At 70.7% G+C, this 17220-nt stretch carries 17 protein-coding genes; 8 read left to right on the top strand and 9 right to left on the bottom strand.

Annotated elements, in window-relative coordinates:
- Positions 1–210 precede the first annotated feature (210 nt).
- Both FB157_RS14840 and FB157_RS14835 read left to right on the top strand, forming a co-directional pair.
- Positions 211–1365 carry an acyltransferase gene (locus FB157_RS14840; RefSeq protein WP_186581510.1) on the top strand — a complete coding sequence of 385 codons (1155 nt, stop codon included), beginning with the start codon at positions 211–213 and terminating at the stop codon, positions 1363–1365.
- A 99-nt stretch (positions 1366–1464) separates the two neighbouring features.
- Positions 1465–2421, top strand: a complete 957-nt coding sequence (locus FB157_RS14835) for a class I SAM-dependent methyltransferase (protein WP_145879753.1) — start codon at positions 1465–1467, stop codon at positions 2419–2421.
- A gap of 8 nt (positions 2422–2429) precedes the next feature.
- Here FB157_RS14835 and FB157_RS14830 read toward each other — a convergent pair whose 3' ends face one another.
- Positions 2430–3080 carry a TetR/AcrR family transcriptional regulator C-terminal domain-containing protein gene (locus tag FB157_RS14830; RefSeq protein ID WP_145879751.1) on the bottom strand — a complete coding sequence of 217 codons (651 nt, stop codon included), beginning with the start codon at positions 3078–3080 and terminating at the stop codon, positions 2430–2432.
- Between the two features lie 69 nt (positions 3081–3149).
- Here FB157_RS14830 and FB157_RS14825 point away from each other — a divergent pair, with 69 nt between their 5' ends.
- On the top strand, positions 3150–4526 hold the full coding sequence (locus tag FB157_RS14825; RefSeq protein ID WP_186581509.1) for an FAD-dependent monooxygenase: 1377 nt from the start codon (positions 3150–3152) through the stop codon (positions 4524–4526).
- Between the two features lie 51 nt (positions 4527–4577).
- Positions 4578–5813: an IS701 family transposase gene (locus FB157_RS14820; RefSeq protein ID WP_145879748.1), complete on the top strand. Its 1236-nt coding sequence runs from the start codon at positions 4578–4580 to the stop codon at positions 5811–5813.
- A 461-nt stretch (positions 5814–6274) separates the two neighbouring features.
- Here FB157_RS14820 and FB157_RS14810 read toward each other — a convergent pair whose 3' ends face one another.
- Positions 6275–6637, bottom strand: coding sequence for a hypothetical protein (locus FB157_RS14810; protein WP_124439674.1), 363 nt, complete (start codon positions 6635–6637; stop codon positions 6275–6277).
- A complete protein-coding gene (locus tag FB157_RS14805) occupies positions 6634–7884 on the bottom strand; it encodes a helix-turn-helix domain-containing protein (RefSeq protein ID WP_145879744.1) in 1251 nt (416 codons plus the stop codon). Before FB157_RS14805 ends, FB157_RS14810 begins: the two co-directional genes overlap by 4 nt.
- Positions 7885–8046: 162 nt before the next feature.
- Here FB157_RS14805 and FB157_RS14800 point away from each other — a divergent pair, with 162 nt between their 5' ends.
- The 3 genes from FB157_RS14800 to FB157_RS14790 all read left to right on the top strand — a co-directional run bounded on the left by FB157_RS14800 (position 8047) and on the right by FB157_RS14790 (position 9597).
- A complete protein-coding gene (locus tag FB157_RS14800) occupies positions 8047–8424 on the top strand; it encodes a hypothetical protein (protein ID WP_145879742.1) in 378 nt (125 codons plus the stop codon).
- A 363-nt stretch (positions 8425–8787) separates the two neighbouring features.
- Positions 8788–9018 (top strand): DUF397 domain-containing protein, encoded by a 231-nt coding sequence (locus tag FB157_RS14795; protein ID WP_145879740.1) that lies wholly within the window; start codon positions 8788–8790, stop codon positions 9016–9018.
- 78 nt (positions 9019–9096) lie between these two features.
- On the top strand, positions 9097–9597 hold the full coding sequence (locus FB157_RS14790; RefSeq protein ID WP_145879738.1) for a hypothetical protein: 501 nt from the start codon (positions 9097–9099) through the stop codon (positions 9595–9597).
- Positions 9598–9979: 382 nt separating this feature from the next.
- On the opposite strand, the gene leuE is transcribed toward FB157_RS14790, so the two are convergent.
- Together leuE and FB157_RS14775 are read right to left on the bottom strand one after the other, a co-directional pair.
- The gene (gene leuE, locus FB157_RS14780; RefSeq protein ID WP_145879736.1) at positions 9980–10624 is read right to left on the bottom strand and encodes a leucine efflux protein LeuE; all 645 of its coding nucleotides are present in this window, start codon (positions 10622–10624) and stop codon (positions 9980–9982) included.
- Positions 10625–10672: 48 nt separating this feature from the next.
- Positions 10673–12253, bottom strand: coding sequence for a methylmalonyl-CoA mutase (locus tag FB157_RS14775; protein ID WP_145879734.1), 1581 nt, complete (start codon positions 12251–12253; stop codon positions 10673–10675).
- Between the two features lie 80 nt (positions 12254–12333).
- On the opposite strand from FB157_RS14775, the gene FB157_RS14770 reads away from it, so the two are divergent.
- Positions 12334–13155 carry a L,D-transpeptidase family protein gene (locus FB157_RS14770; RefSeq protein WP_145879732.1) on the top strand — a complete coding sequence of 274 codons (822 nt, stop codon included), beginning with the start codon at positions 12334–12336 and terminating at the stop codon, positions 13153–13155.
- Between the two features lie 216 nt (positions 13156–13371).
- Here FB157_RS14770 and FB157_RS47285 read toward each other — a convergent pair whose 3' ends face one another.
- The 4 genes from FB157_RS47285 to FB157_RS14750 form a co-directional block, all read right to left on the bottom strand.
- Positions 13372–14469, bottom strand: a complete 1098-nt coding sequence (locus FB157_RS47285; RefSeq protein WP_186581508.1) for a hypothetical protein — start codon at positions 14467–14469, stop codon at positions 13372–13374.
- Positions 14469–15131 carry an RNA polymerase sigma factor gene (locus tag FB157_RS14760; protein ID WP_145879730.1) on the bottom strand — a complete coding sequence of 221 codons (663 nt, stop codon included), beginning with the start codon at positions 15129–15131 and terminating at the stop codon, positions 14469–14471. The genes FB157_RS47285 and FB157_RS14760 overlap by 1 nt, the downstream gene beginning before the upstream one ends.
- A 312-nt stretch (positions 15132–15443) precedes the next feature.
- Positions 15444–16271, bottom strand: coding sequence for a hypothetical protein (locus FB157_RS14755; RefSeq protein WP_145879727.1), 828 nt, complete (start codon positions 16269–16271; stop codon positions 15444–15446).
- A gap of 108 nt (positions 16272–16379) precedes the next feature.
- Positions 16380–17012, bottom strand: coding sequence for an RNA polymerase sigma factor (locus FB157_RS14750; RefSeq protein WP_145879726.1), 633 nt, complete (start codon positions 17010–17012; stop codon positions 16380–16382).
- Between the last annotated feature and the right edge of the window lie 208 nt (positions 17013–17220).

The raw sequence follows: 17220 nt of genomic DNA, 5'->3' as shown, positions 1-17220 counted from the left end.
GTTTGCAAAAACGTGGGGGTGGATGGAGAAACTAGGAAGCCAAAGCGACCGCCGGGTTAACGAATCCGGACAGGTAAGAGAATGGTTAGACGGTCAATCACATCGTTCCTGTGATTCCGCCAGGTGACGGCGGAGCGGTTCCCTCATGCCGGGGACTTTCACAAAAGAACCCGAGATGATCAGCGCATCGTCGGGTAGGCGCCGAGCATCATGGCTGCTTCGTCCCCCACGCTCACCACCGCTCCCGCTCCCCCCACGCCCGCGCCGGCTCCCGCCCCCTCGCGCCGGGGCCGCCTGCTCGCCCTGGACGGCCTGCGGCTCGTGGCCGCGCTGATGGTCTGCCTCTACCACTACGCCGGACGCGGCGGCACCGTCTCCACGTCCTGGCACCGGACACCGGCCCACGTCTTCCCGACCCTGTCCCAGGCGGCCGCCTACGGCTGTCTCGGCGTCCAGTTCTTCTTCGTCATCAGCGGTTTCGTCATCTGCATGAGCAGCTGGGGCCGCACCCTCGGCGACTTCTTCCGCTCCCGCGTCGCCCGCCTCTACCCCGCCTACTGGGTCGCCCTGGCGCTCGTCACCGGCGCGGCCCTGGCCCTGCCGGCCGTCGTGCACCCGGTCCGCCTGGACGAGTTCCTGGTCAACCTGACCATGCTGCAACAGCCCATGGGCGCCCCACGCGTGCTGGGCGTGTGCTGGACGCTCTGGGTCGAGGTCCGCTTCTACGCGCTGTTCGCGCTCCTCGTCGTGCTGCGCGGGGTCACCTACCGCCGGGTGGTGCTCTTCTGCTCCGTGTGGACGCTGGCGGCGGCGGTGTGCCGCACGTCCGGCAACGCACTGACCGACCAGCTGGTCATGCCGGACTACGCCCCCTTCTTCGTCGGCGGCCTCGCCCTCTACCTGATCCACCGATTCGGCGGCGACCCGCTGCTGTGGGGCATCGTGGCCGTCTCCTGGCTGCTCGGGCAGAGCAACGCCACGCGCGGGCTGTGGCACACGGGCGCGCACGGCGACTTCGTGCGCGACCCGTACGTCATCCTGCTGATGGTCACCCTCGCCTTCGCCGCCGTGGCGGCCGTGGCGCTGGGCTGGACCGGCCGGGCCGACTGGCGCTGGCTGGCCACGGCCGGCGCGCTGACGTACCCGTTCTATCTGGTGCACGAGCATCTGGGCTGGTTCGTCATCCGGGTGCTGCACCGGGGCCTGGGCCTGCCCGCGTGGCCGACGCTCGTGACGACGGTGCTCGGCATGCTGCTGCTGGCGTGGCTGATGCACCGGTTCGTGGAGAAGCCGCTCGGCCCGAGGCTGAAGCGAGCGCTCCGTGGCCGGAAGTTGAGCAGCAGTTCATCTCGCCTTGGGTTTTGAACCGGGCCCGGGGGCAGGCACCGTAGTGCCCCGCCCCCCGCGCCACAGGCTTTCCGCAGTGAACCCACAGACTGCCTACCGAGGGAGTGCCCCCGCCTCATGGCCACCATCCAGGAAGCGACCCGACCGCCCCACCGGCTCGACGACGTGCCCGGCTGGTTCCCGGTGCTCGACCAGTTGCTCTTCGAGTGGTTCCTGAACCGGCAGGAGGCCGGGGGAACCCACGGCGACCTCCTGGAGGTCGGTGTCTACATGGGCAAGAGCGCGATCTTCATCGGCCGGCACCAGCAGCCGGGCGAGAAGTACACCGTGTGCGACCTCTTCGAGGGCGACGCCCCGGACGACGCCAACCGGGCCGAGTCGACCAAGTCCTACAGCGCGCTGACCCGGCGCGTCTTCGAGGACAACTACCGCTCCTTCCACGACGAGCTGCCCCGGGTGCTCCAGGGGCCCAGCTCCCTGGTGCCCGACGAGGTCGCGGTCCGCTCCTGCCGGTTCGTGCACATCGACGCCTCGCACCTGTACGAGCACGTGCACGACGACATAGGCGCGGCCCACGACCTCCTGCTGCCCGACGGCATCGTCGTCCTCGACGACTTCCGCTCCGAGCACACGCCCGGCGTGTCCATAGCCGCCTGGGAGGCCGTGCTCAACCGGGGCCTGCACCCCATCTGCCTGAGCACGCAGAAGCTCTACGGCACCTGGGGTGATCCCGAGCCGGTCCAGGAGGCGCTGCTGGCCATGGCGCGGGAGCGGTCCGACTGCCACCTGAGCGTCCAAGAAGCCGCGGGGCACCGGATCGTCCGACTGAAGTCCAAGGGGATGTCCGGGCCGGCGTTCCCGCCCTCCAAGCACGCGGTGGCGGCCGAGGCGTCGGTGCCGGCGCCGGCCGCGGTGCCCGCACCGGCGCCGGAACCGGAACCGGACCCGGCTCCCGCGGCGCGGCCCGCCCGGCCCTCGCCCCGCCGTGGCAGCCGGGTGCGCCGGGTCGCCGTGGACCTGCTGCCGCCGGTCGTCACGCGGGCGATCCGCAAGGCGCGCGCGGCCCGGAGCTGACCCCCCGCTCAGCCGATCCCGTAGCGGGCCTCGATGCCCGCGATCACCAGCGCCAGCCCTTCCTCGAACTGCTCGTCGTAGTCGTCGAAGAGCACCTTCCCGGCCTCGGCCGCGAGCGGGAAGCCGGCCATGCGCCGGGCACGCTCCTCGATGTCGTACCCCTCCCGGCGCTCGCCCGGGAGGGGCTGCACGCCCTGCTCCTCGATGACGAACCCGATGGTGAACATGCTCGCGGTCCGCGCCGCGTTGACCGCCTGCGCCAGGGTGAAGCCGGCGTCCGTGAGGACGCGCAGGTGCGCCTCCATCTCGCGGGCGTGGTCCGTGCCCGTGAAGCGTGAGCCGCTGTAGACCTTGGCTCCGTCGCGGTAGCCGAGCAGGGCGGCGCGCAGCCCGCGGCTCGTCCCGAGCAGCCGCTCCTGCCAGCTGTCGGCGGGATCGAGCGCCGTGCCGGCGACCATCCGCCGGTACATCTCCGTCGCCATCTCGTCGAGCAGCGCCTGCTTGTCCTTGAAGTGCCAGTACAGCGCCGGGGCCTTGACGTCCAGCTCCTTGGCGATGGCCCGCAGGGTCAGCCCGTCGAGGCCGGTCTCGTTCAGCAGCCGCAGCGCCGTGTCCGCGACCCGCTTGCGGTCCAGGGGCGCGCGTCGTTCCGTACTCACGCTTGACAGCTTAACAGCGTTAAGGGCACTCTCGTGGGCGACGGCACTTAACAGCGTTAAGGAGAAATCATGCGGGATGTCCTGATCGTGGGGGCCGGTCCGACCGGCCTCGCCCTCGGTGTCGACCTGGCCCGGCGCGGCGTGGACGCGCTGATCGTGGAGCGGGCGCAGGGGCTCTTCCCCGGCTCGCGCGGCAAAGGGATCCAGCCGCGCACCCAGGAGGTCTTCGACGACCTCGGCGCGCTGGACGCGATCCGCGCGGCCGGCGGCCCCTACCCCGCGCGGATGATCTGGAAGGACGGCGAACGGCTCGGCGAGCAGCCGATGTTCGAGCCGGTGGAGGCGGACGAGGGCGCGCCGTACACGCAGCCGCTGATGGTCGCGCAGTGGCGGACCCAGGAAGTCCTCTACGCGCGGCTGGTGGAGGTGGGCGGCGGGGTGGACTTCGGGCGCGAGGTGACGGGCCTGGAGCAGGACGCGGAAGGCGTGAGCGTGCGGTTCGCCGACGGTGCGGCCGTCCGCGCGCGCTACGTCGTCGCGGCCGACGGCGGGCGCTCCGCGGTACGGCGCGCGGTGGGCGTGGGCATGGCCGGTGAGACGGTCGACCCGAGCCCGTTCCTGGTGGCGGACGTGCGGGTGAAGGGGCTCGACCGGGAGTACTGGCACGCCTTCCCCGGAGCCGACGGCACCGGCGTGGCGCTGTGCCCGCTGGCCGGCACGGACGTCTTCCAGCTGGCCGGGAAGCTCGCCGAGGGCACGGAGCTCGACCTGTCCCTCGACGGTGTCCGGGGGCTGGTCGCCGCGTACACGCACCTCGACGCCGAGGACGTCACCGAGCTGCACTGGGCCTCGGAGTTCCGGCCGCGCACCGGACTGGCGGACCGGTTCCGGGCGGGCCGGGTGTTCCTCGCGGGCGACGCGGCCCACGTGCACTCACCGGCCGGCGGACAGGGCCTGAACACCAGCGTCCAGGACGCGTACAACCTGGGCTGGAAGCTGGGCGCGGTACTCCGCGACGGGGCTCCGCAGGCGCTCCTCGACACCTACGAGGAGGAGCGGCGCCCCAACGCCGCGGCCATGCTGGGCCTGTCGACGAGCGTGCACCGCGGGGAGGTGCAGCGCGGGAAGGCGACGGTGCAGCTCGGGCTGGGGTACCCGGAGTCGTCCCTGAGCGAGGAGACCCGGGCCGTCCCGTCCGCGGTCCGGGCGGGCGACCGGGCCCCCGACGGCACGGTGGACGGTGTGCGCCTCTTCGACGCGTTCAGGGGACCGCACTGGACGCTGCTGGGCGCGCCGGCACCCGTCGCCGGCCTCCACACACTCCCGGCGGCCCCTCAGTCGTACGGCCCCGGTGTCTTCCTGGTCCGCCCGGACGGGTACGTCGGCTGGGCGGGCGACACCACAGCCGGGCTGGACGCGTATCTCGCCCGGGTCGGCCGTCGCTAGGGGGTTTCGTTACGTTGAGTGATCTCGGCTGATCGTGGGCAGCTTCCCGGAGTGAGGTTGGGGGAAGTGGAACGGCTCCGGGGCGAGTTGGCGGAGTTCGTTGCCGATGTGTTCTGGTCGTTTTCGCGGCGGGATCAGCGGCGGTGGGGCGAGTGCTATCTGCGGGGCCTGATGCTGGACGGCCGGCGCAAGTCGATCCAGCCGATGGCCGAGCGTCTGCCGGACGGGAACATGCAGGCTCTGCAGCAGTTCGTGAACCAGTCGCCGTGCGATCCGCTGCCGGTCAGGCAGCGGATCGCCGAGCGGCTGTCCTCAGTTGTCAGGCCCGAGGTGTGGGTGATCGACGACGTGTCGTTCCCCAAGTGCGGCAAGGCGTCGGTCGGGGTGGCCCGCCAGTACTGCGGAGCGGTCGGCAAACGGGCGAACTGCCAGGTCGCGGTCAGTGTCCATGCCGCCACCGACACCGCCTCGTGCCCGTTGGAGTGGCAGTTGTATCTGCCGCGTGAGTGGACGGACGAGCCGGACCGATGCCGCAGGGCGGGAGTCCCCGACGACGTGGTGCACCGGGAGAAGTGGCGTCTCGCGCTCGGCCTCCTGGACACACTCACCGAGTGGCAACTGAAGGCGCCGGTGGTGGTCGCCGACGCCGGCTACGGCGTCAGCACCCCGTTCCGGCTCGGTCTCCAGGAGCGAGGGCTGTCCTATGTCCTGGCCCTGAACGGGAAAGAAGTCGCCCACCCGGAGGGTGTCGAGCCGCACCAGCCTGCCTATTGCGGACTCGGACCGCCCACCCTTCCCCGCTACCGCACCCCACCGCGAGCCGTCTGCGTCCTCGCAGCGGAGGCGGGGGCGGAGCGGTTCACCGAGGTGACCTGGAGGCAGGGCAGCAAAGGCGCGATGTCCTCGCGGTTCGCGGTGCTGACAGTGCGGCCCGCGGGCAAGCAGTCCCTGGCCGCAGCTCAGGAGGCGGGTGGCGGCCGCAACCGGTGGGACGGCGTCCTGCCCGTCCAGACACTCCTCGTCGAATGGCCGGACGGCCAGGACACTCCGACGGACTACTGGATATCGAACCTGCCCGCCACCACACCGGCCCCTGACCTGGTGCGGTGGGCCAAGATGCGCTGGCGGATCGAGCACGATTACCGCGAACTCAAGCATGGCCTCGGACTGGACCACTTCGAGGGCCGCACCTGGCGCGGCTGGCACCACCACGTCACCCTCGTCACCGCCGCCCAGGCATTCCTCACCCTCAGGCGGCTCGACCCAAAAGTCCGCACACCGGCCTGACCCTCTACCAGGTCCTCGACGCTCTTCAGGACCTGCTGAGGTGCTGGACCGGTACCTGCACCACCTGCGGACGCCCCCTGCCCAGCCCTCGGAGCATCCGCAGACAGCCCAGAACCTAACGAAGCACTACTAGGTGTGCTGTCCCGGCACGTTGGTGACACGCGGGCTGGGTGCTTGAAAGGGTGAGGGCCTTCTGGGTTCGGTGTGGATTGCGAAGTCTGCACCGATGCTCAGGAGGCCCTCGTGTCCCACCGTAATGCCCCTCGAACAGGCCACGCCACGCCAGCACCGACACAGCCGCGCCGCACGACGCAAACCCTCTGTGGCTGGGGCCGACGGCCTGCCAAGAACTGCGCCACTACTAGGACGAATGGCAGCTACTAGGGCGAATGGCAGCCCCGCCAACGCCTTTTCAACTCCGACTCACAACTGGGTGGTTTGCGAGCAGGAATCGGTAGGCGTTAATTCAGACTGTTCTCAATGGCCTCGAAGATGCCTGAGTCGGTTTCCTTCTGCCAGTCCGGCAGGTCGGGCCAATCGGCCACGTACCCCGGCTTCGGGTCATTGAAGTGCTTGAACATCTGCGCCGTCCAACACGTCGCGACGAACCGTCCCTTCTGCTCGCGCGACAGGCGGGAGGCATGCCCGGCACTCAGTTTGAGGAAATGGCGAACCTGCTCATACACGGCGCCCGCAGCCTCACGCTCCCATTCAGGCGTCTCTTCCCACGGAGTCACGTAGCTCGGCTTGGGCTCACCAGGGAAGTGCTTCCGCACTCCAGCGATCCACGCCTCGCGAAAGACTCGCGCCCCCTCGGTCGTCATGCCATCCCCTCTCGTGATGCCGTCAGGCTGCCGATCTCTGCCTTCAACTCGGTGATACGCCGGTCGCTCCCCAAGGCGCCCAGCTCGGAAGTCAGGGAATGGAGTCTACGGGCGACGTAGCCGGACCCGGAGGCCCGCGCCAGCCGCAGGGCTTCGAGCCCGTACTGCATGACCTGCTCCAATTCTTTCCGCTTGGCGCCGATCGCGGCCAGGTCGACAAGTACCGCGCCCCGACGTCGGAAAGAGTGGCCGGCGGCCAGAGGGGCGAGCGTCAGCGCGTCCTTCAACGAGGTCTCGGCCAGGCCGAGTCGGTTGAGTTGCAGGTACCGGGCGCCTCGCTCCTCCGCCAAGCGCGAGCCATCGAAGCGCAGCCATCCGCCGTTCGACACCTGGCCGCTCAGGCTGGCTACCTTCTCGGCCTCGTCCAAAGCCTCCTCGCAGGCGTCGAAGTCGCCGAGCCAGGCGAACGCCTCAGCCTGTACGGCTGCGGCCCAGTGCTTGGTCGCAAGGCTGCTGTCTCCACGCAGGGCGACACGGCGCGCGGCCCCAAGTGTGTCCGCAGCACGCTTGTAACGACGCTCGGAGAGGTCTACGTAGGCGCCGCGGATGAGGGCGCACGCCCAAAGGTCGTAGGCGCCGGCCTCTTTGCTCGCGCTGGCCGCAAGCGAGTACGAGGCGGCGGCATCGTGGTACCGGTTGGCGTCGAAGGCCAGCTCGCCCGCCAGCTGGAACAGGTCGCCGGCCGCGAAGCAGAGCGTCCCTGTCTGGGCCCGCCCATCGCGCAGCGCATCGTTCAAGGCAGTGAGCTGAGACTGCACTACCGGGTACACCGAGTGTTTGGCGCGGGCGAGTTGGTAGACCTGCCACAGATGACCGTTCATGCGCCCGAAGTCGTCCCCGCTGTCCTCCAGGGCCTCCGCCTCGCCCGCAGGTATGGCAGCGACCGCACCGGACACCGCCATGAGGCGCAGAAACTCGCGTCGGATCATCTCGTCTGGGTCCCCTGGGCTGTGGTGGGCACTCGACGCTGACCGTACGGGCTTCGGCTGCACCTCGGCTGAAGCAAGCAACGCATCGAGTTCGTCAAGGTCCATCTGTAACACCTCGGCGACCTTGGCCCGCTGAGGAGGCTGGGGCTTGGATTTACCCGCCTCCCATCGGCCTACGGTGCGCCGGTCGACGCCTACCGCGAAGGCAAACCCTTCTTGGGTGAGACCCCGAGCCCTACGCCTGTCGGCGATGCTCATGCAGGCCCCCTTCCCGGGATCTCGCCGTGCCCAACATGCCGCCTGTCCCATGTCCCAGAGATGTCCCAACACTGGCCCATGAACGCCGTGGTCCGCACGCCTTTCGCGCGGAACGCTGGTCTCCATCCGGTGAAACCGCCGTCAGCCAGCGAGGGACACGCCGTGAAGACCGAGACGAGCAGATTCGAAGTGACAGCGTCGACCGAGGACGGCGTACCGATCGACGTCGAGCTGATCCAGGACAGCACCGACGCCGCCCTCTCGGCGAGGCTCGGCACCTCGACCCGCGCCGACATCGACGCCAGGACACCGGCCTTGATCGGGCACCTGCAATTGCTCCTCGGTGAGGAACTGGGCGCCGACGACGACGAGCTGGTCATGCAGCAATTCCGCAAGGCGTACTCGCTGCTCGACCTGAAGAACCGCCCCAGCGCGGAGGCCCCGACCTTCACGGCCTACTTCTTCATGCGCGAGGTCGCCGACCTGACGCACCGACTGCTGTGGATCTACACCCAGAGGAGCGGGGCGGGTGCAGCGTGAGCCCCAAGGCACAGCAGGTGATTTACGTGATCGCCCTGCTCGGACTCATGGCCGCTCTCGCGATCGGAATCCTCGCCGGTCCAGAGGGAAGCACAAGCGCCCGCTCGGCCGGCGCCAATGGCTTCTCCAAGGGCTCATGATCGCGGCGTCCGTGTCGATCATGGCGGCCTACTGGCAACTGGCCACCTGAACATCCGTCCCCGAGGTGACTCCCCGGTCGTTCCCCCACGGCCAACGCCCCTCGGGGGCGGAGCCAAGCGCCCACCCCGGCCAGGAACAGGAAGGCCGGGCCGGGGTGGTCGGCAAGTGCACTACGGCGCGGAGACCGCATCTCCGCAACGTTGCACCAGGAAGGACTACCCGATGGACGGCAACCTCTACACCCTGCCGGCGGACGGCGTCGAGACGACGAACTTCTGCGGAGGCCCCTGCACCGAGGGCTGCGTCGACTTCGCCGCGATCCCCGGCGCCGCCGACTCGTACGTGGTCCGCGACTCCAAGCCCGAGGGCGCCGGCAAGGAGCTGCGGTTCACCGCAGCCGAGCTCGACGACTTCGCCCTCGGCTGGGTGAAGAACCGCGGCCTCACCGCCTGACCCTGTTACACCTCTCATCCCCGGCGGGTCGTCCTACGCGCATCAGGGCGGCCCGCCCTCCCCTCTTGGAAGGCGCGCATGAGCTGGACAGGACACTTCCACGGCTACGGCCCGTGGATCGGATCGCCCGACAGCTACCACCGGGAAGGCGACCGGCGGCCTCCGCATCCTGACCCCCCTGCTCCTCCCGCCTCGGACGAGGACAAGGCGGCCATCCGCATCCTTCAGCGGTACCGCGAAGTGATGGCCGAGTTCCCGACCTCGAACCTGCCGCCCATGATGTCCGGGCACTGGCTGATGAAGCGGAACCAGGCGGCCCATGAGCGCACCTGGACGGACGCCACAGCGGCTCTCGACTGGATGGTCAAGCACCTTCTTGACACCCCCCCGATGCAGCGCGAGGACGGCCGTCAGGCGTACGCGAGCCTGGACACGAGACGCGAATACGTGCTGGATGTCCTGCCGGTCGGCGTGGACGTGAGCTGGGTGTACTACAACCGGCCGGGCAATATCGTCTCGCTCAACCTGGTGTGCTGCCCGAACCGTCACCACCCCGACCTCACGTGCCCGCTCGCGTAACGTGGGACGGCCCCGCGCATGACGAAAGCCCCCACCTTGCGCGGGTGGGGGCGGGAGTCGCTCCCGAGATGGCAGCGGTCCGCCCAACGAGCATGGAACTGATCCGAGTACTCGTGTCCAAGCACAAACGAAGTAACGAGCGGCCGACCAAGTTGGCCAAGCGGGCCGGTATCACCCTCTGAGCACCGTCACGGTGATCGGCTGCCGCTTCCGCCTACTCGGCCTACTGCCCAGAGCCGCGAACGGGGTGACGGCAGGCTCCTTGGGCTCCTTCTGGAGCCTCTCAGGCAAGCCCAGGGCTCCTAGTGCCCGCTGCTGCTCCTGGGGGGCTCATGCAGGCGAACACGGCCGCAGCATCCTCAAGGTGAGCCATGCCAGCCCCCTACACGCTTGCCAAAGACAGCTTGACGGCGAAGCCGAGGAAGAGCACTCCGGCGGCCGAGGTAGCCCCTGCGCTGAGCCTCCTCCGACGACGGAACGCAGCAGCCAGACGAGACCCGCCGAAGATGAGCGCAGACAGGTACAACACGCTTGCAAACTGGGCGAGTACGCCCAGAGTCACGAAGCCCACGACCGGGTTGGATTCTGACACGAACTGCACGAAGAAGGCGACGAAGAACAGGATCGCCTTGGGGTTGAAGAGGCTGACGACCAGGGCCCGGCGGAAGGGCCGCTCCTCGGCCGGCGCGACCGGCGCGGCCTCCTCGACGGCCTGCTCCCGCCGGCCGCGCCACATCGCCCACGCGGACCGCAGCATCCCGAACGCGAGCCAGGTCAGATATCCGGCACCGGCGTACTTCACGATGCCGAACAGCACGGCGTTCCCCTGGAGCAGCGAGGCGACTCCGGCGGCGGACAGCGTCATCAGCACGGTGTCCCCGCACCAGACGCCGGCGGCGGCGGTGTAGCCGGAGCGCACACCGCGCCGGGCGGCCACGGAGAGCACGTACAGGGAGTTGGGGCCGGGCAGCAGGACGATCAGGGCGAGGCCGGCCAGATAGGTGGGGAGGTCGATGACGCCGAACATGAGAGGGAGTGTCGCACGGGGCCACGACATCGGATCCGGTGCGGGCGCTCAGAACGCGTCCGAGGGCACGTGACTCCCCCACACCTCCCGCAGCGCGTTGCACACCTCCCCCACCGTCGCCCGCCCGCGCAGCGCCTCCTTCATCGGGTACAGCACGTTCTCCTCGCCCCCGGCCGCCTTCTTCAGCGCGGCCAGGGCCGAGTCCACCGCTCCCTGGTCCCGCTCGGAGCGCAGCACGCCCAGGCGTTCCCGCTGGCGCGCCTCGATGGCCGGATCCACGCGCAGGGGCTCGTACGGCTCCTCCTCGTCCAGCTGGAAGCGGTTGACGCCCACGACCACCCGCTCGCCGGAGTCCGTCTCCTGGGCGATGCGGTACGCGTTGCGTTCGATCTCGGCCTTCTGGAATCCGTGCTCGATCGCCGCCTCCGCGCCGCCGAGGTCCTCGACCCTCCGCATCAGGTCCAGCGCGGCCGTCTCGACGTCGTCGGTCAGCTTCTCCACCGCGTAGGAGCCCGCGAACGGGTCCACCGTCGCCGGTACGTCCGTCTCGTACGCCAGGACCTGCTGGGTGCGCAGCGCGAGACGTGCGCTCTTGTCCGTCGGAAGGGCGATGGCCTCGTCGAAGGAGTTGGTGTGGAGCGACTGGGTGCCGCCGAGCACGGCCCCGAGGGCCTGCACCGCCACCCGCACCAGGTTCACCTCCGGCTGCTGGGCCGTCAGCTGGACCCCGGCCGTCTGGGTGTGGAACCGCAGCATCCACGACTTCGGGTTCCGCGCGCCGAAGTCCTCCTTCATCACCCGGGCCCAGATCCTGCGCGCCGCGCGGAACTTGGCGATCTCCTCCAGCAGCGTCGTACGGGCCACGAAGAAGAAGGACAGGCGGGGTGCGAAGTCGTCCACGTCCATACCGGCCGCGACCGCCGTGCGGACGTACTCGATGCCGTCGGCGAGAGTGAAGGCGATCTCCTGCGCGGGGGACGCGCCCGCCTCGGCCATGTGGTAGCCGGAGATCGAGATGGTGTTCCACTTCGGGATCTCGGCCGTGCAGTACTTGAAGATGTCGGCGGTCAGGCGGAGGGAGGGCTTCGGCGGGAAGATGTACGTTCCGCGGGCGATGTACTCCTTCAGGACGTCGTTCTGGATGGTGCCGGTCAGCCGGTCCGCCGGGACGCCCTGCTCCTCGGCCACCAGCTGGTAGAGCAGGAGCAGCAGGGCCGCCGGGGCGTTGATCGTCATCGACGTCGAGACCTGGTCCAGCGGGATGCCGTCGAACAGCACCCGCATGTCCTCGATCGAGTCGATCGCCACGCCCACCTTGCCCACCTCGCCGTGCGCGAGGGGCGCGTCGGAGTCGTGGCCCATCTGGGTGGGCAGGTCGAAGGCGACGGACAGCCCGGTGGTGCCGTGCGCGATCAGCTGCCGGTAGCGGGCGTTGGACTCCACCGCCGTGCCGAACCCGGCGTACTGGCGCATGGTCCAGGGGCGGCCGGTGTACATGGTCGGGTACACCCCGCGGGTGTACGGGTACGCCCCCGGTTCGCCCAGCTTCCCGGCCGGGTCCCACCCGGTGAGGTCCGCCGGCCGGTAGACCGGCTCGATCGGCAGCCCCGACTCCGACTCACGCGCCATGGATGCCTCCGCAGTACGGTTTGTCCCTCCTCACCATGCCCCGTAGTTCGGCGGCGGTCACGCGGGGAAACATCCCTGGCATGACGATCCCGGGGAGACCAGCCGTCCTACTCGTCTCGGCCGCCGCCCTCGCCGCGCTCTGCGGCTGCACCGTGCAGCCCACGGACGCCGACGGCAAGCACCGCCTGCCGGTGCAGTTCCAGCTGCCCTCCAGCTCCGCCCCGGAACCCACCCGGACGGCCCAGAGCACCCCCGCTGCGGGGCCCGCGCCCCGGGTCCTGTGGTCGCGCGGGGACAGCGGCCCCGGCGTGCGCGAGCTGCAGGCCCGGCTCCGCCAGGTCGAGTGGCTGTTCGACGGGCCGACGGGGACGTACGACGATCTGACCGAGCAGGCCGTCCGGGGCTTCCAGGGCAGGCGCGGGCTGCCGCGGACCGGGGAGCTGGACACCGTCACCTGGCAGCGGCTGCTGGCCATGACGCACCGGCCGGGCCGCTGGGAGCTGTACCTGATGGGCGGTCAGCCCGCCGCCGCGCCCGATCCGCGCTGTCTGACCGGCCGGGTGCTGTGCGTCAGCAAGACCAGCCGGACGCTGCGCTGGATGGTCGACGGGCGCACGGTCGAGACGGTGTCCGTCCGCTTCGGCAGCCAGTACACCCCCACCCGCGAGGGTGAGTTCCGCGTCTTCTGGAAGTCACGGCACCACGTGTCGACCCTCTACCACTCCCCGATGCCGTACGCGATGTTCTTCAGCGGCGGCCAGGCGGTGCACTACTCCTACGACTTCGCGGCGCGCGGCTACGCGGGCGGTTCGCACGGATGCGTCAACGTGCGGGACGAGGCGGCGATCGCGCGGCTGTTCGCGCGGGTGAGGATCGGCGACAAGGTCGTCGTGTCCTGGTGAGAAGCGGGGCGCGGGCGGGACCGGGGGAACGTGTCCCGCCCGCGCCAGGTGCACGAGCCGCGGGTACGGGGGGAACCCCGGCTCAGTGCTACGGCCGATGACCAGTCGGCTCACTCATTACTGCGTCGCGGGGTCCGGAAACGTCACACCCCTCGCGGAAAAATTTTCGCGGCTTACAAAACCGCAGGTCACAGGCGTGATGAGCGCCAACAGAACTCAGAGCGCGGTGTACGACGGGCTCGGCGAGGGCACCGGTCCGGCGGCCTTCCGGCCCGGGCCGAGGGGCACGAAGACCGAGGGTGCGGGGCTGGCTGCGCCGCCCCGGCGGTCGTGGCGGTGGCCATGGCCCCGGCCCTGGTGACCGTCGCCGTCACCGCCCTGGCCGTTCCCGTCGCCGTCACCCTTGCCGTCGCCCTTGCCGTCGCCGTCGTCCCCGTGGCCCTTGCCGCCCTCGTCGTCGCCGGTGCCCCTGCCCGTACCGCCGGAGCTGTACTGACCTGCCAGGACGGACTTGCAGTACGTGGTCACCCGCGAGGAGCCGCCCGCCAGGCCCTCCAGGACCCGCCTGCGGTCGGAACCCAGCTCCTTGCCGTCCCTCAGGTCGCGGCAGGCCGCGTCGGCGACCTGCCACCAGGTGCCGGGGGCCCCGGAGGCCTCACCCGAACCGGGCGTGGCACCCGGGTGCGTGCCCTGGTGGGTGGCCCCGCCGGAGGGGGCGAGGGTCCCGCTCGTACCGCCGTCGGGAGCGTCCGTGCTCGGGCGGATGCCCTCGGGGGACTGCGGCGTGGGCGAGGTGTGCGGCTGCCCGGGGCTCTGGGCGGCGGAGACGGAGGAGGCGGGATCCGGGTGATCGTCGTGGAACGGGATCGGCAGCACGCCGCTGCCGGCGGCCATGGCGACCCCGCCGAGCGTGCCAGCGGCCACCGCCGCTGCGAGTGCAAAGCGCACCGGGCGGGCCCAGCGCGGGCGACGGGCGCGGATTCCGGTACGGGTCGGGGAGCCGATGCGGACCAGGCCCGCGTCGGTGACGCTCGCGGGCCGGCCGGAGCGCCCGGCGGGGGTGCCGTCACCGAGCGCGGCGGCGGTCCGTTCGGCCTCGGCCGCCTCGCGGGCCTTGCGGAACGCGGCCAACGCACCCTGTTCGCCCGGGAGTTCACCGGCCGCGGGAGTCACCTCGGCGGAGAGTGCGCCCAGCGCCTTCGCAAGCCGTTCGGCCTGTTCGGATGAGGAGGCGTCGACGGCTTCCAGCGACTCACCGCGCAGCAGACGTTCCGCCGTATCACGGGTAAGCCACTTGTTGTGCTCGTCGGCCATCACATGTCCTTCTGCGTCCTCGCACGCGTATGCGTCACAGTTGCGGACGTCACCGCGCGACGACGCGGTTCTCGCTGGGGAGGGAGCGCGTCGAGCACGCCCGCCGATTCCGGATCGTCACCGAGCAGCTCCGCGAGCCGCTTCAGACCGCGGTGCGCGGCGGTACGTACGGCGCCCGCGCGCTTGCCGAGGGTCTCGGCCGCGGACTTGGCGTCCAGGCCGACCACCACGCGCAGCACCACCGCCTCGGCCTGATCCTGCGGAAGCCGGGCGATGAGGGAGAGGGTGCTGCCGGTGGCCAGGGCCTCGATGGCCTCGCCGGCCGTGTCGGACTCGGCGGCCCGGCCGGTCAGTTCCGTCTCGTCGCCGCCTATGGCGGGACGGCGGCCGCGCATCCGTATGTGGTCCAGGGCCCGGTTGCGGGCGATACGGGCGGCCCAGCCCCGGAAGCGGTCCGCGTCACCGCTGAACCGGTCGAGGTCCCTGGCTATCTGCAGCCAGGCCTCGGACGTCACGTCCTCGGCGTCAGGGTCGCCGACCAGCGTGCGTACGTATCCGAGCAGCCTCGGGTGCACCGCGCGGTACACCGTACGGAACGCGGTCTCATCCCCGTCCTGTGCCGCACGCACCGCGGTGGTCAGCTCCGCGTCGTCCCCCAGCACCGCACTCCCTTTACGCCCGTCTTCGGTCGGCGCGAAAGGCACGTTACGGCGTGAAACCGCTCGCGTCCAGGTCGGTAGAAGATGCAACTAACTCGAGACACGCCGATGTGTGACAGAAAACGCACTCACGACGCTGAAGGAAGTACGGGCCGCACGGCGGCCCGCGAGCGCGACGGCCGGGGCCTCTCCTGTGGGGGGTGGCGGCCCCGGCCGTTGCCCTGGCGCCGCACGGCGCCGTCGAGCCGACGTCCGAGAGCGGGTGAATCCTCGCGTCGGCAGATGGATCCTCACGCCCGGCAGCGGGTAACGACGTTACTTCTTCCCGCCGGACTTCCCGGGGTCGGCGGAGCCGGTGGGCCTCACGCCCGCCTTGCCGCTGTTGTCGCCCTTGCCGCTACCGCTGCCATTGCCACTGCTGCTGTCGGAACTGCTGCGCCCATTGCCGCTGTTGCGCGTCTTGTCGCTCTTGTCGTTCTTGTCGTTCTTGTTGCCGGTCGCGCCGTCGGCGCGTGCGATCCGCTCGGCGCAGTAGCCGGCGACCTTCTCCTGGCCGCCCGCCGCCGTGACGAGCCGCTGCCAGGCCGTCGCGTCGAGGGCCTTGCCATGGTCCTTGACCTGCTCGTAGGCACGGCAGTGGGCCAGGGTGTCCTTCGCCGTGGCCGGGTGATGGGGGCGCGCCGAAGCACCTGCGGACCCGGGACCGGCCGGCTCCGCGCTCGAGTGTCCCGGTGCGCTCGCCGAGGGCCGCTTCTGCTGCCCGGCGTCGTCCTTCCGGGACCCGACGGAGTCGATCGCGGCGAAGGCGACGCCGCCCAGCGCGACGCTCGCGAGGAACACCGAGAGCGTGGCCTTCAGCGAGAGCCGGGCGCCGCGCGCCTGCCGCGGCCGCCAGTCGTCCCGGCGCCGGGTGCGCAGCGCGTGCGCCCCGGAGTCACGGGCGGCGCGGAACGCGGCCACGGCGCGCCGCTCGGCCTCGGGGTCGACAGCGCCCGAGGCTGCGCCCCGGCTGAGCGCGGCACCGAGCAGCGCCTCGAAGGCGGGGTCCCGGTCGGTCCGGTCGGCCGGGGCCGGCCCGAGGACGGTGCCGCCAGGGTGCCCGCGCCGGCGGCCGGGCTCGTCGCCGCTGTGCCGTTCACCCATGTCCGTTCCCGATCCTGTTCCTAGTGCGGCCCGTGCGGCGTCCCGGATCTGCCGGGGGCCTCGCCCCACTGTCTCTGCAGAATCCATACGGCCGGCGGCCGTCAGCGTTCATTTCGACTCCCCCAGCGTCCGGGAGCCGTCATCCGTCACACCTGCGTCCACCGCGTCCTGGACGCCCAGCTGGCGGGCGAGCCGCTTCAGCCCCCGGTACGCGGCCGTACGGACCGCACCCGGGCGTTTGCCGAGGACACGCGCCACGGAGGGGCCGTCGAGGCCGACGACCACCCGCAGCAGGACGGCCTCGGCCTGGTCGCGCGGCAGCGACCGGACCAGTTCCAGGGCGCGCTCGGTGGATATGGACTCCAGCGCCTGTTCGTGGGTGCTGTGCGGCCCCGGCAGGTCCAGTACGTCCTGTTCGAGCGTCGTCCCCCGGGGCCGTACCCGCTGCCTGCGCAGGTGGTCCAGCGCCCGGTGCCGGGCGATGGTCGCGGTCCAGCCGCGGAACCCCGCGCCGTCTCCCCGGAACCTGCCGAGGTCGCGGGATATCTCCAGCCAGGCGTCGGAGGCCACGTCCTCGGCGTCCTCGCCGACGAGGCCGCGCAGATAGCCGAGCAGGCCCGGCTGCACGATCCGGTAGGCCACCGCGAAGGCGTTCTCGTCACCGTCCTGGGCCCGTGCGACGGCCGCGCCCAATTCCCCGTCGTACGCCTGCACGCGGCGGGGTTCCCTTACGTGGCCCAAGAACCGTCCTCGTCCGTACCGAGCCCGGGCCGCGCCCGCGCTCGCCTCGAATCCCCGTCGTGCGACACGGTCGCCCGTGTCCCACGCCCCACGGTCATCAGCGCCGGAGCTCACAGATTTGTCACAGTCGGCGGCGGGCAGTCCACCCGCACCGCCCCCGCGCGGCGCACGAGCATCTCACCTGCTTACCCTGCGGTGCGTCGCACAG

The organism is Streptomyces sp. BK340 (genome assembly GCF_007827595.1).
Taxonomy (GTDB): Bacteria; Actinomycetota; Actinomycetes; order Streptomycetales; family Streptomycetaceae; genus Streptomyces.
Note: the sequence above shows the minus strand (reverse complement) of the source record. Positions and strands in the feature narration are given on the sequence as shown.